Consider the following 13167-nt stretch of genomic DNA (forward strand, 5'->3'; position numbering starts at 1 on the left):
TGTACGCATGGGCGAAAACTGCCAGAAACCAGGACGTAGCGTAACGAAAACTGGCAATTCCAGCACACCGATAACGCAGATGAAGCCTTGCAATGGATGTGGTCTGGGGTTTTTCAGGGGCGACTATCTACATCCCGCTATGGGCTGTGCGTAAATAAATCGTTTGGATGCGAGCAGGCCCATAGCGTTCTGAGTGCGCTGTCGCAGATCGCGGAATTGTCGATGCGCCGGGTCAATCATCCGCATGGGCGTGCGAGCTCACGTGAGGTGTGGCGCAGGTCTTGGTTAGGTGATTCCACCGGCTCAACTTCGTGTGCGGCGCGGCCGGTTCGCAGTGCTTCGCTAAAGCGCGTATCTCGGCGCAAGAAAATGTGCCGCGCCCAACTGACGCAATCGCAGTCCATCGAATCTTCCTTACGGAGGATTTCAGATGACGCTGGAATCACAAAATCAGCATGCAGCGACTGCCGCGTTTTTTATTGGCCTGAGCGCATGTCTCGGGTTACCTGGTGAGCTTGCGCAGCGGCTTGGTGAAGGCGAAACCATTCTGGGGCCTGCCGGCATGTTGTGCCGTGTCCACACGCACAGGCAGCAGGGCGAGCTGATGGCGTTTCCCGAAGTCATTCTGCCGCTGGCAGCGTGTGAGCTCGGTGGCGACGAGGTGGTGACCCTGCTGGCGCTGCAGGAGCAGCTGCTGACCGAGTATGGCTGGCGGCTGACGCTCTCGGACCTCGGTCTGCTGTGCGTTTGCCCGCTGTTGCTCGTGCACACGCCCGAAGATGTGGCTGCTGCACTGGAGCGTGGCCAAGTGGTCGCACGCGTTGCGCTGGACGCGCTGGTGGCGCTGGTAGATACCACGGCCGGGGTGGCGTCATGAAACTCTCCGGCGAGATCGGGATGGCTTCCACTAGCCGCGCAACGTCGCCTGCTCACGCACGACCCACCCAGTCCGAAGAGGTCGCTGCGCAACCAGAAGAACATGTACCCACCGGCCCTCTTGCTGGCTTGGGCTCAAGCGCGGGGTTGCGCGGCCGTCGCCCATCCTCGTCACGTCGCGCATCCTTGTCACGTCGCGCGGCGACCGATGCAGGTCAGGAAGGGAAGATACACGGTGGATCCCATCGGTCGGGGTTGTCGCAGTCGTCGGATGCAACGTCTCACACCGGACTGCAAGCGCCTCCTGCTGGGCTCAGCGACGCATCGGAGACGCCTGCCGCCAAAGAGACCTACGCCCAGCGCAGCGCGTCAGCCGCTGCCGAAGTGAAAGCGGACCTGCGTGCCCGCCTGGAAGAACTGCCATTTGCTGCGCCCTCGGAAGAGCAAAATGCACTGCAGGCCAGCTATCTGGAATGGGCAGACGCACGTGTGCAGGAACGCATCGCTGCGTTTGGGCCCGATGCCGGATACCAGGCCGTCGGTGATATGAAGACCGCTGGCACAAAAGCGGCGTGGCCGATCGCCTACGAGTGTCTCAGGGCTTTCATTACCAGCGCGATGCGCAGCCCGGTCGGTCTTGCCACAGGTGCAGCCTACGCTGGCTCGCGCCCGCCTGAAGCGGAGGGGCTGAGTACGGCGGTGCTTGCCGGTACGGCGGCGGCAATGGCGTCCTATACCAGCGAGACATTGCTGATCCCGGCCATGGACCGACGCGCGCGCGTCGCCAACTTGCCACGATTTCAGGCGATAGACCTCAAGATTCTGTTGCCCGATCCACCGCCGGTCATTCTGGAAATAACCGCCGAAGGCAAGCGCTTCACGCGTCCGGGCGAGGGCAATGCGCCCACGCTCGAGGAACTCGAGGCGCAGGCCTACGACGGCCGGCAGGGGATCGCCCACCGACAAACGTTAATGGAAGACAAATCGATCGACACCTTGTTGCTCAAGCCGACCATCAATGCAGGCTTCAATGCCGCTCGGCGGGCCGGCAGTAACCCAGGTCTGCTGACGCCGGCTGGCCAACTGGGGTTGAGCGCGCTCGCCATTGGCGGAGCCGCGATCGTCCAAAAGGCGCTGCTTGAGACGAGCAAAGCGATGTCACTTACCGGTCAGATCAGCGTCCCGGATCTGCTCGGCGGACAGCAACGGTTGAATCTATTTTCGCTGGCCTTGCCTGACAAGACACGTCGCCCGGCGCAGTGGTCTGATGCCTTGCATTTCCCGCCCAGGTATCTCCTGGAGACAGGGAAAGAAGCCTTCGCACTGGCAAAACAGGGCTTCAAAACCACCAGTGCGGTGACCACCACGGTGCGAGACCTGCTTGCCCGCCACGTGCTGAGCAATGTCATGGCCAGCTTCGGCTCGATCGGGGCCGGGCGCATCATCGTGGCACCGTTGCGTGGCGGCAGCCACATCCGTGTTGCCGGCGAAGCAGTCAATTCCACGCCCGTCGTCTTACAGCAGTTCGTGCAAACGGTCTTCAACGACGTGTTCTGGAATGCACTCAAGGCCAGGAACGGGGCCAACACCTCGCAGGCGACACGATTGGATAACGAGCGTGCCGCCATCGCAGCGGGCTATCGGCGAACCATTGCGCAGACGCTCGAGGCCTTGGTCAATCCCATCGACCAGGCGATCGCCGGGTTATCGGCAGCGGCGCCAGGTGAGGTGGCATGCGCCCTGGAGGACGGTATAAGCCCGGCGCCTGTTCCCGGTTCGCGTCGCGATAGCTTGCGTACAGCGTTGGAGACATTGCGCACCGAGATCGGCACGCAGTCTGTCTCGATCGCAACCGTTGACGCCGTACGCACTGAGCTGCATGACGGTTGGAGGGAAGCGTTTAGCGGGTTGCCACGCAACAACGACACCCTGGCACTGGATCGTCAGCTAGCAACACTCAAGCGTGCGTTGCGTGAGAGCGAGGAGCTTCGTCAATGGCAAAGCGGGCGACCATGAGCGCTCGGTCACTGCATTGATCCGCGTGCATATGACACGCCGTCGCCACAGACGCAGCCGCTGTTGTATCCGCGTCTGTGGCTTGCTGGCGGTGTGAGTGCTACGTGCTTGCGGATCTTCTTTGTACGCAGGTGCCTTGAGAGACGAAATGCATGGCATCGGTGATGTGGCTGGGCTGGCGACTGATAACGCAGACCATGGTTGGCTTCGCCTTCGCGCGGACTAGGTGTTTAGTCCCCCAGATGGCGTGCTGCGGCAATGGATCATCGAAGGGTGGGTGCTGGGCGCAGGACGTAGATGGTCGCAGGCATCCTGACTCGCAAGTACAAACCCTACGTATTTCCAGACATTGGTCAGGCTGGCCATGGAGTTTTTGTCGACGAATAGCGTGGCTAGCGAGTTGCTCTTGGTAATCGCTTGGATTGGTGCGGAGCATGCCCTTGCCGCAGTTCTGCTGGCATCCTTGAAGTTCTGGGGACGGCGTTGCCTTGCCTCGACGACGATACGCAGTCGGCCTAGCTCGCATGACGTGTACGGACTAGCCGTTTTAAACGAGCGGCCCCTGTATGGGCCAGTTACGCGGCCGCTTCGTCCCATAGCCATTTCAGTACCGAAACTAGAGCGGGTTACAGAGGCCGCTCGAGGGGCGAAAGTGCCCGTGCCACGACCATGGGTGGTGCATCGGCATGATGCGGATACAAGCCTGAATCACGCACGCAGCCATAGGTAATTGCCCGTGGCGATCCCCTCGAACATCTCGTCGTGCGCAACAAAAATATTATTGTTCCAGTAACGGCCATGCTCGGCGTAATGGGCGAGCAGATCACAGATCCACGCTCCGTCCACATCATCGTCCAGCGGCACTCGCACGATCAGGACAATCACGCCGGCATCATTCAAACCAAGCTGGGCCTGGTCCTGCGCATACACCGACAGATTCGCTTCCAGCAAAAGCCGGAAGACCGTCAATGTCCGCCCTGCAGGTGCCAACCCATATGAAATTCGCAGATAAAGTGCTTCTTCCTGTACGTCGTCTTCGGGTTGGGGCTCCGGCATGTGGAGATAGACTTCGAACCCTTCTACCCAGAGCACACGGCGACTGAGCACAGACTGGACGTCCGGCAAGTCCAGTGCCTCGCACATTTCGTGAACGATTTTCTCGAATCGGATGCTGCTCATCTTTGGTACGACATGCGCAGGGCCCTGTACCGGCCCTGCGGCATGTCAGTGCCAATTACTGGCCAACCAGTGACTTGGCGTTATCGCCGGCCTTACCGATGAATTTGTTAAGCGCCACATTAAAATCCAGATCATTCTTGAGCTGGGTGATCTTGTTGTTCATTCCTTTCTGTGCCTCGTCCGATGCACTAAGGTCGCCGAGAAGCGAACCGATCTGCCCATTCTGCGCAGCCAGACCACTGGCGCCGGAAATTCCGTTAGAAATGCCTCCAGTCAGGCCGTCCATGCCCTGCCCGAAGCGCGAGTTCAATGCACTTGCTTGTGGAAAAAGTTGCATACCAAGACTCCCTAACAGTTGAGGTGTAATGGAGCGCCTGCCGGCGCGTTTTCCCTGGTCGAAGCGACCAAGAGACTGATTTAGGGCATGCCGGCAATGTGCGCCACGATGTGGCGTGCGGCATTGAGGCCCTCGTATAAGGTGTTGAAGTCGTTACGTGCAGTCTGGTCACTTGCCGCAGACCAATGCACACGAATCTGTTGCGCAGTGGCATCAAGCGCCGACTCAAGGTTGCGCAAGCGCTCGCCAGAGGTATCCACCGCTTTGGTTTGCAAGATCTTGCTCATATCTTGGGTAACCGTTTCAGTCATGGCATCGAACATGGTGCGATTCTCATTGCGCCGCTTGCTGCGGCAGGGAGGTGAGATGTTTTGTACCGTCCGGAGTCTCGACGTAATGCAGCCCATCAGCGAGCAGAGCGGCATCGTAATTGGCGGGAGGCTTCAGGGCGGGGTCTTGCTGGGTGATCTCCACATGGAGCGCGCGAATTTCTGGCCCAAGATCGCTGCGCAGATCGGTAATGCGGCTACTTGCACGCTCGGCGTTATCACTACTGCCGGTGACGGAAAAAACGCCCTTTCCATCGTAGCGCACGCTCAAGCTGGGATCGGCGAGAGTGTCGCGCAATGTTGCCAACACTTCGTCGACTACCACCACATTGACGCCGGCGGCCTGATGGTCGCGCTGCAGCTGCGTGCGCAGGCGTGCCGCATCTGCACTGCTGTTGACCAGGCCTTCGATCCGCACGTGCGTACCGACTTGCTCGACACGCGCTTCACCAAAGCCCAGCTGCTTCAATAACGCTCTGGCCTGATTGACCTGATTCCCTACACGCTGCGGTGTGGCGGCATCGGATCGAAACGCCGGTTGCAGTGAGGGGATCAATGCTGCTGCCGCCAGCGCTAGCACGGCGCCCACCACTGCGCGCACGGCTTTGCGCGTGGGCGTGCGTGTGGCCTGCGTCGCGGCTGGGGAGAGCAGCCGCTCCAGCAGCACCACATCATCTGGCCAATCGGCCGCAGCGTCGCCAACACACAGGACCAGGGGGCCAAAACGAACCGGTTGCAGTTCGACAAACGGTGTCGCCGGCAACGTGTCACTGCGATAACGTATTTGACCATCATGATCTACCTCGATGATAAGTGAGGAACCAGGCCAGTCGTCGATCCGTATATCGGTATGGGGGTCGGTACCCAGGGAATATGTTCCTGGCACCAAATCTAATCGTGCGCCAGCATGGGTTCCGATCAGTACGCGAAGCTGTATGGTCATGCGCGAACCTCTTGCGTTGCCCGCTCAGGGTGCTCAATCAGCAGTGTGTTCAAACGCGTGATGGCGGTTGCACGATCAACGCGTCGACGCGGCTTTTCTGCATTTAGCAATATCAGTGGGAGCAGTAGATGGAAGTTGCGCAGTGCTGGCGTCGGTTCCGGATCTGCCGTTACAAGCTCGATCAAGCGCTTGCGTAAAGCCTGTAGGTTCTCGGTAGAAGCGCTCGCGCCGCTGGAGTGCAGATGTGCGCGCATTAACTTCCAGACCATCGTCGTCAACGATGCGGTGGCAGGATGGGCAACGCTGATGGCGCGCAGTTCGACGAGCGCAGCGGCAAGCGCATGTCGCCGCACCGCTGGATCGGTAGAGCATGTTGTCGCGTAGCGATCGATCACGCCGTCGATGCGCGCACGTGCGCTGTCGTCCACTTCCACCGGGGACGCGCCTTGCCAGCGTCCCGCCTGCGGATCGTCGGCATGCGTGTTACCGCCGCCGCCGTGCTGATCACCCTGGTGTTGTTCCTTGCCCTCGGGTCGCGCAATAGCGACGCTCACCCGCCCGCGCAGCGCACACGCACGCGTCGCTTCGGCGTCTTCCTGCTCGGTGGCATCGAAGTCGTCCAGGGTGTCCAACGACCCCATGCTACGTCGCCGCCTGCGGGGCGGGGCCGGACGCAGCCGCGGGCCATGCGTTGCGGTGTCGGTAACCGGCGCCGCGTTGGCGGATGCCGCGTCGGCATGTTTGTGCGTTGTCCGATGCGTACTCGGAACCGACGGCGGCAAACTGCCTGGAAAAATTCGGCGGATCATGGGAATGCCGCCTGCATCAGTGCCTGGCCGAATTGCATGATTGCCGAGGCGCCCCATGGCGCAGTGACTGCGATGGCAGCCACCACCACGACCAGCTTGAGCGCAAACGAAATCGATGCATCCTGCAGTGACATGACCGCCTGGATGAAGGCGATCAGCAGCCCAGCCAACGCGGCCACAGCCACCACTGGCAAGGACACCTTGAGGCAGAGCAACAAGGCTTCGGAGGTGAATCGCACCAGATCGTCATGGTCCATGGCGTCACCGATAGCTCAGAACCAGACCATGGATCAGCATAGACCAGCCGTCCATTGCGACGAACAACAGCAGTTTGAAGGGGATCGCAACATTGGTGGGTGTCACCTGCGAAAGCCCCATGGCCATCAAGGCGTTGGCCACTACCAAATCGATGACGATGAACACCAGGTACAGCAGGAAGCCGATGCGGAACGCTTCGGTCAATTCGCTGAGGGTGAATGCCGGTGCCAACACCAGCAAGTCATCTGACTTGAGTGCATCGGCTTTGTCCTTGGGCCAGATCTGCTGCGCAGAACGCATGAAAAACGCCTTTTCGCGTTCACGGGTGTGCTTGAGGAGGAACTGCCGAAATGGCTCGCGGCACGCATCGAGAAGGACAACAACCCGGTTGTTCTCCGAGCCAGCGCCGTAGTTCTGCGCAGCCTTGAACGCCTCCATGCCCACCGGCGCCATCACAAAGCACGACACTAACAACGCAACGCCATTGAGCACCATGTTCGGCGGTACCTGCTGCACCCCAATGGCATTGCGCAGCAGGCCTAGCACGACCGCGATCTTGGTATAAGAGGTGACCACCATCGCTGCGAAGGGCAGTAGCCCCAGCATCAAGACCACCAGCAGCAGGGAGCCAACATCAGGCATCTGCATGGGGGCTCTCCGACATGCTGAGGATCTGCACGCCAAGATGTTCGCCAACTGCCAATAATCTGCCGGTGCCGATGGTCTGGCCGTAAACAACCAGGCGGATGTCGGCTTGGTCGATCGGCACCGACAATTCCAGGATCTGACCGGGCTGCAAACCCGATAGCACCGAAAGGGGCAGCGCAAGCTGATCCACTTCCAGCTGCACCGGCAGTTCCAGCGCTGCCACATCGGTACTTGGCAGCAAGGCTTCGGGCTCGGTTATATCGTGCTGCATGGTGGGAATGTCCTCCAGAATCATCTGTTGCAGGTTCAGGCGCACCGGAGCGCGCAAGACCTCGCCTCCCGATAGGCCCCACAGCACTTCGCCGTTATGTATCGGAGCCGAGGTGATGCCGTGCAGCAAAACATCGCCCGGCCGCAGCGATTGCAGTAGCGCTGCCGACGCGGTGCGCTTGCCGATACGCAGACGCGTAGTGACCCGCAGTGAGGCCAGCCAGGCTGGCAGCTGCACAGGCGTTGCCAGTCCTGCAATGGCTGCTTGTAGTGCGGCAAGCAGAGAAGGGCTTGCGGTCAGTGGAATTGCGTCGATATCGCCCAGCGTCATGCCGAAGCCGAGAGCATCGCCTGCCTCTGCATCCCGCTGGAAGGCGACGACTTCGGCAACGCCCATTCCGAGGGGAACAAATGCCCCAAGGAAATCGCTTAACAGTGTTCCGGCAATCGAAACGCGCAGAGTGTCGTCGTGCTCATTCAATAGCAGTGCCAAGCCGTCGCGCGCGGCAATACGCAGATGCATGTGGCCACTTTCGAACTGCAGCCGCAGGCACGCAGCATCAGCGGGCAGGATCTCGCGGCTGTGCGTAGAGAAGCCGCAGCGGCGTACGCCACGCAGATCGCCAAGCGATCTGCTCAGCTGCGCGCGCGCGGCGGGAACGTGCGTTAGTGCCTGAGAGAGCGCACGTGCCGGTGGAACTAGGCTTTGCTCGGCTTGCAAGACAACGTCCCTCCGTATGGCCGTTCTGCCGCGCGTGGTGCCTCAGATAACTTCGATGCTGATCTGGAGCGGGCTGCTCAACGCGGCTTTCAATGCAGTATCCAAACGCTCCTTTCCACTAGAAAGTACCTCACAGGCATCTGGCGAGCTGCTGCTGAAGCGAAGCAATAGGTGGTCCGGCGAAAGCCGCAAAAACAAGGTAGTTTGCGCAACGATGTCCTGATTGATGTCCAGCCACGCTTCCCAGGTTCCTGCACCGCGCACCGGGGTAGCGTTGCAAAAATCGGCCACCCGCAGCGCGATGTGGGTGATTGCCATTTGCGCGCGTTGAGTGCGGATCCACTCGGCCGCGATTTGCCGCCCAAGTGCGTCACTGTCGTTGTCCCGGGAAACCGGGAGGTGCTGAGCCGGGTCGAGGCGAACCGTCTGGTCGCTGCGAACCAATGCAGGCTCATGCCCTTCGCTGGACGTATCCTCAGCCTCGGTTTGCGGTCCATCCTCGTCGCACTGCGGTGGCAACAACGTGCTCGGGAACGCGAGCTGCGTGCTGCTCAGGCGCCTGCGCAGTTGCGCAAAGCTATAGCGTTGCACCATCCGAACCGGTGTGACCACGGCTACCGGCCGCAGCGGTGCACCGCTGACTGGCAAGATACGCACATGGCGGACGGGTTGTTTGCGCATCAGACCACCACCCTGCCGATCGGCTGTAATTGCACCTCCGCACCCAATTCCTGAAGCGAGTAGACCTGCAGCCAACCCAGCCGCGCCTCGATCATGCGGCGCACATAGCGGCGCACATCCATCGACGCAACGACCGCCAGTGGATGCCGCACCTGATCGCCCACGATCCGCTCCACCTGTTCGACGAGCTGGCTAGCCTGCTCCGGCGGTAGCGCAAGGAAATTCCCGGCCGGGGTGGCCCGAATCGATTGCCGGATCAGTTGCTCAACAGCATGGTCGAGCATCACCGCAGGCAGTTGCCCCGTGCCTGCGGTCGCGGTATGCGCCAGATAGCGGCTGAGATCGCAGCGCACGTACTCGGTCAACATCAGAAGATCCTTTTCCTTTGGTCCCCAGGTCACCAGGCTCTCCAGAATGCTTTTGATATTGCGCACCGGGATGCGCTCTTCCAGGAGTCGCCGCAACACATCGGCGATGCGCTGGGCCGGCATGGCCTTATTGACCTCTGCAACCAGCCCTGGATAGTCGGCGCCTACCTGTTCCAGCATCCACTGGGTTTCCTGGATGCCGACGAACAGGTGTGCACGTGCATGTAGCGGCGCGATAGCCTGCTGGGCCAGTGCCGTTTGCATATCGGCGGTGTCCTCCAATTCGGCACGTGTCTCGGGCACGTCGTGTATCAACACCTCGTACTGCATGTCCTGCAGCGCCTCGGTCTGCCAGATCGCAATTCCTGGAAATGGCAATCCCAGCAGTTCGACCAATTGGCGGCGCTCGATTTCGATGGCCTGATCCAGCAGCGCAGGATCGAGGCGTGCGGCCAACTGTGGCGACAGCCGCATCGACAAGGGTGATGCGAAATCCGGTGCGCTTTTGCGAATATGGGGTGCTTCGCCTTTGGCACCTTTGCGGCTGGTCGATGGCAGTGTGCGCTGATCGCCGCCACTCATGTCGCGTTGCTTGCGCCAGATCGCATAGCCGCCCGAACCAACTGCCGCTGCCAGCAGCAAGAACAGCACTGCCGGAAATCCCGGCACGAACGCAAAGCACGCCAGCAGTACGCTTGCCGCCATCAATGCGCGGGCGTTGCTGGTGAGCTGGCGGCCGATATCAAGCCCAAGCGAGCTGATCTTGGTCTCGTTCTCGTTGGCAACGCGGGTAATCATGACGCCGGCCGCCACCGAGATCAGCAGCGAGGCAATCTGCGAAACCATGGCATCACCCACGGACAGAATTGCGAAGCGATTCGCTGCTTCGCCAGCACTCATGCCGTGGTAGGTCACGCCCACCACAATGCCCGCCAGGATGTTGACCATGGTAATCACCAAGCCGGCGATCGCATCGCCCTTGACGAATTTCATTGCGCCGTCCATGCCGCCATGCAGTTGACTCTCGATGGCCAGCCGCGCGCGCTTGCGGCGTGCTTCATCGGCAGTCAAATTTCCGCCGCGTAGATCGGCATCAATGCTCATTTGCTTGCCGGGCATTGCATCCAGCGTGAAGCGCGCGCCCACTTCCGCAACGCGCTCGGAGCCCTTCGCGATCACGATGAATTGGACGGTGGTGATGATCAGGAACACCACCAGACCCACCACCAGATTGCCGCCGACCACCAGCTCGCCGAAGCTCTCGATGATGTGGCCCGCCTCGGCATGCAACAGGATCGATTTGGTCGAGGCGATGTTCAACGACAGCCGCAGCAGCGTGGTGAACAGGAGCAACGAAGGAAACGACGACAGCGAGATCGAATCTGGCACATACATCGTGACCATCAGCAACACCACGCTCAGCGTGATGTTGATGCCCAGCAGCGTGTCGATCAGCGGGGTCGGCAGCGGCAGGATCATCAGGCCAATGACCGCCACTACCAAAGCGGCGATCGCCACTTCGCCGCTGTACGCGAAATATCGTGTCGCTCGCATGCGATCTCCTAGCAGGACAGAGGGTTGCCGCTGTCGTCGTGGTCGCGACCGAGGTCATCGACCCAACGCAACACCACCGCAACCGTTTCGAAAAGTGACTCCGGCACTGCATCGCCCAGCTCGACCACGTACAGCGCACGTGCCAGCGGCGGATTGGCAACAATCGGAATGCCCTGGTTGTGCGCAAAGGCGCGTAACTCCAGCGCACCGTCGTCCACCCCCTTGGCAACCACCTGCGGTAAGCCGAAGCCGTCCGGCTCGTAGGCCAATGCGACCGCGTAATGGGTGGGGTTGACCACCATCACCTTGGCCTTGGAGACGCGCTCGCGCGGATCACCGAAGATCAGCTCCTTGGCGAATTCCTTGCGCTTTCCCTTCACTTCTGGGTCGCCTTCACTCTCCTTGTGTTCGCGCTTTTGCTCGTCTTTGCTCATGCGCTTGTCGCGGATGAACAGCCAGTGCTGCACGCTCCAATCCGCCGCGCCAACCAGCACGAAGACCAATACCGCCAAGGCGCACAGCGTGCCCAAGGTGCGCCATGCGATCTGGGCGATGTCGGGTGTTGGCTCGTAGGCCAGCCCGATGATCATCGGCATGAGCGCACGGATACCGAACCACAGCACCACGCCAATCAATATGGCCTTCACGACTAACTTGAGCAGGTTGATGAAACTTCGCAGCGAAAAAAGCTTTTTCACCCCATTCACGGGATTAAGTGAATCGAACTTGGGTGTCACCGGTTTGAGCGAGGCATTCATGCCGGTTTGTAAAAAGACGCCGATCAATCCGCCGAGCAGGCACGCCACCAGGAACGGCAGCATCAGCAGTAGTCCCTCAATGCCAATACGGCCAAGCGCGCGGTTCATGGCCGTTGCATCGCGTGTATTTTCGGTGAAATCCATGCCGATCTGCATCAATGCGCGCATGTGTTCTACAAAGTAGCTGCCAGCCAGTTTCATGACCAACATGGCGCCAAGCAGCACCGCCGCTGCAGTCACATCCGGGCTGATCGGGATGTCGCCGTCCCTGCGCGCATCCTGCAACTTCTTTTCAGTCGGCTTTTCGGTCTTCTCATCCGACATGGCGCTCTCCGGCCGGTCTTGCTGCGTTCCGATTCTGGTAGAGCCGTCGCGAGTCAGCCCGTCTTTCAGGCGAACACCTGCATGGTTTGGCGAAGTCGCAAGGTTTGTTCGCCAACGTATTCCGATGTTCGCTTCTGAAAAGTTCTGGCCAGCGCAGTCGCGTAGCGTTGTGCACGCATGCTGTCTACGGCCAATTACGTAACGAGGTGCAATGTGGAAAAGATCGAGTGCCCGGACGCGATCGTGAGCGGTTTAATCGAGTTGATTACGGTCGGGCTGACACACGAAAAGATTGAGGACGCAGCAGCTGTTCTAGCCGCAGTGCGCCTACTTCGGCCAGAGCTGAAAGCGCTGGATACCTTCGATGCATGGATCTCGATTAAACGCGGCAATTACTTGGACGGCGCTCGCATGTTGCGCGAGCTGGAGGCCGATGCCGGCTCCAAGCCACTGTGCAGGGCACTGTATGCTTGCTGCCTGTTTGCGCTGGGCGACCAGACATGGCATGGCGTTGCTGAAGAGCTGATCGAAGAGGATGCCGATGCCGATGCTGTGGCCTTGGTCAAGGCGCTCTCTGGGCGTAATACCCCACGGACAGCGCCGCAAGAGGCGCCGGTTGATGCTTCCACAGCGTTAGAAGTTCCAAACGCGCAGTACTTGCGCGCCTGAGCAACGCCAGCCCCGACCCTGCCGGAGTATGTCATGACGCTCATTCCTCCTGTCCCGCCAGTTGCCGCCAGTGGCGGCATGTCCACGCAAGCGCTGTCTCCATCGGCGATGCCGAACCAAGCGCTCGTCAATCGTTTTCAAGCACTGATGCAGTCTTCAAGCCCGCTGCCGCCTGCCATGCAGCGTGTCGGTGAGCCGAGCATGATGAGCAGGGTGATCGACGTGCAAAACGACGGCATACGCACCGTGACCGAGGATATCGATGCCTTCAGCCTACAGGCGCCGACCATGGGGTTCCAGGAAATGGCAGCGCAACAGATGAAGTTGATGCATGAGCTGACGATGGTCGGCTTCAACCTCAATGTCAGCGTCGGCGTGGCGCAATCTGGCAAGAACGCCGTGCAGACATTGTTCAAGAACCAATAAC

15 protein-coding genes are annotated in these 13167 nt (G+C 60.3%); 4 read left to right on the forward strand and 11 right to left on the reverse strand.

Going from position 1 to position 13167, the window contains the following annotated elements:
* Positions 1 to 430: 430 nt before the first annotated feature.
* Both hap3 and xopF1 read left to right on the forward strand, forming a co-directional pair.
* Entirely contained in the window at positions 431 to 877 is a 447-nt protein-coding gene (gene hap3 / locus NX05_RS15865; RefSeq protein ID WP_039433149.1) for an Hpa3 family type III secretion system protein, read from the forward strand.
* Positions 874 to 2892: a type III secretion system effector XopF1 gene (xopF1, locus tag NX05_RS15870; protein ID WP_039438471.1), complete on the forward strand. Its 2019-nt coding sequence runs from the start codon at positions 874 to 876 to the stop codon at positions 2890 to 2892. The genes hap3 and xopF1 overlap by 4 nt, the downstream gene beginning before the upstream one ends.
* A gap of 708 nt (positions 2893 to 3600) precedes the next feature.
* Here xopF1 and NX05_RS15875 read toward each other — a convergent pair.
* The 11 genes from NX05_RS15875 to sctU all read right to left on the reverse strand — a co-directional run bounded on the left by NX05_RS15875 (position 3601) and on the right by sctU (position 12071).
* On the reverse strand, positions 3601 to 4071 hold the full coding sequence (locus NX05_RS15875) for a CesT family type III secretion system chaperone (RefSeq protein ID WP_039433143.1): 471 nt from the start codon (positions 4069 to 4071) through the stop codon (positions 3601 to 3603).
* 55 nt (positions 4072 to 4126) lie between these two features.
* Entirely contained in the window at positions 4127 to 4408 is a 282-nt protein-coding gene (gene hrpE, locus NX05_RS15880; RefSeq protein WP_164722199.1) for an HrpE family protein, read from the reverse strand.
* A gap of 80 nt (positions 4409 to 4488) precedes the next feature.
* Positions 4489 to 4731 carry an Hrp regulator HrpD6 gene (gene hrpD6 / locus NX05_RS15885; RefSeq protein WP_039433140.1) on the reverse strand — a complete coding sequence of 81 codons (243 nt, stop codon included), beginning with the start codon at positions 4729 to 4731 and terminating at the stop codon, positions 4489 to 4491.
* 10 nt (positions 4732 to 4741) lie between these two features.
* A complete protein-coding gene (gene hrpD5 / locus NX05_RS15890) occupies positions 4742 to 5680 on the reverse strand; it encodes an HrpD5 family protein (protein WP_039433138.1) in 939 nt (312 codons plus the stop codon).
* On the reverse strand, positions 5677 to 6489 hold the full coding sequence (locus NX05_RS15895) for a hypothetical protein (protein WP_039433136.1): 813 nt from the start codon (positions 6487 to 6489) through the stop codon (positions 5677 to 5679). Before NX05_RS15895 ends, hrpD5 begins: the two co-directional genes overlap by 4 nt.
* Positions 6486 to 6746 carry a type III secretion system export apparatus subunit SctS gene (gene sctS, locus NX05_RS15900; RefSeq protein ID WP_010367904.1) on the reverse strand — a complete coding sequence of 87 codons (261 nt, stop codon included), beginning with the start codon at positions 6744 to 6746 and terminating at the stop codon, positions 6486 to 6488. The genes NX05_RS15895 and sctS overlap by 4 nt, the downstream gene beginning before the upstream one ends.
* Positions 6747 to 6750: 4 nt before the next feature.
* Positions 6751 to 7395 carry a type III secretion system export apparatus subunit SctR gene (sctR, locus tag NX05_RS15905; protein WP_010367905.1) on the reverse strand — a complete coding sequence of 215 codons (645 nt, stop codon included), beginning with the start codon at positions 7393 to 7395 and terminating at the stop codon, positions 6751 to 6753.
* A complete protein-coding gene (gene sctQ / locus NX05_RS15910) occupies positions 7382 to 8386 on the reverse strand; it encodes a type III secretion system cytoplasmic ring protein SctQ (protein ID WP_039433133.1) in 1005 nt (334 codons plus the stop codon). The genes sctR and sctQ overlap by 14 nt, the downstream gene beginning before the upstream one ends.
* A gap of 42 nt (positions 8387 to 8428) precedes the next feature.
* Positions 8429 to 9067 carry a type III secretion system protein SctP gene (sctP, locus tag NX05_RS15915; RefSeq protein ID WP_039433131.1) on the reverse strand — a complete coding sequence of 213 codons (639 nt, stop codon included), beginning with the start codon at positions 9065 to 9067 and terminating at the stop codon, positions 8429 to 8431.
* Positions 9067 to 10989: an FHIPEP family type III secretion protein gene (locus NX05_RS15920; protein ID WP_010377374.1), complete on the reverse strand. Its 1923-nt coding sequence runs from the start codon at positions 10987 to 10989 to the stop codon at positions 9067 to 9069. The genes sctP and NX05_RS15920 overlap by 1 nt, the downstream gene beginning before the upstream one ends.
* Before the next feature lie 8 nt (positions 10990 to 10997).
* Complete coding sequence (sctU, locus tag NX05_RS15925; RefSeq protein ID WP_039433129.1) at positions 10998 to 12071, reverse strand: type III secretion system export apparatus subunit SctU; 1074 nt, start codon at positions 12069 to 12071, stop codon at positions 10998 to 11000.
* A gap of 213 nt (positions 12072 to 12284) precedes the next feature.
* On the opposite strand from sctU, the gene NX05_RS15930 reads away from it, so the two are divergent.
* Both NX05_RS15930 and NX05_RS15935 read left to right on the forward strand, forming a co-directional pair.
* Positions 12285 to 12740: an HrpB1 family type III secretion system apparatus protein gene (locus tag NX05_RS15930; RefSeq protein ID WP_039433127.1), complete on the forward strand. Its 456-nt coding sequence runs from the start codon at positions 12285 to 12287 to the stop codon at positions 12738 to 12740.
* A gap of 33 nt (positions 12741 to 12773) precedes the next feature.
* Positions 12774 to 13166, forward strand: a complete 393-nt coding sequence (locus tag NX05_RS15935) for a type III secretion protein HrpB2 (RefSeq protein ID WP_039433125.1) — start codon at positions 12774 to 12776, stop codon at positions 13164 to 13166.
* Position 13167: the final 1 nt, after the last annotated feature.

Origin of the sequence: Xanthomonas vasicola, from assembly GCF_000772705.2 — a bacterium.
Taxonomy (GTDB): Bacteria; Pseudomonadota; Gammaproteobacteria; order Xanthomonadales; family Xanthomonadaceae; genus Xanthomonas; species Xanthomonas vasicola.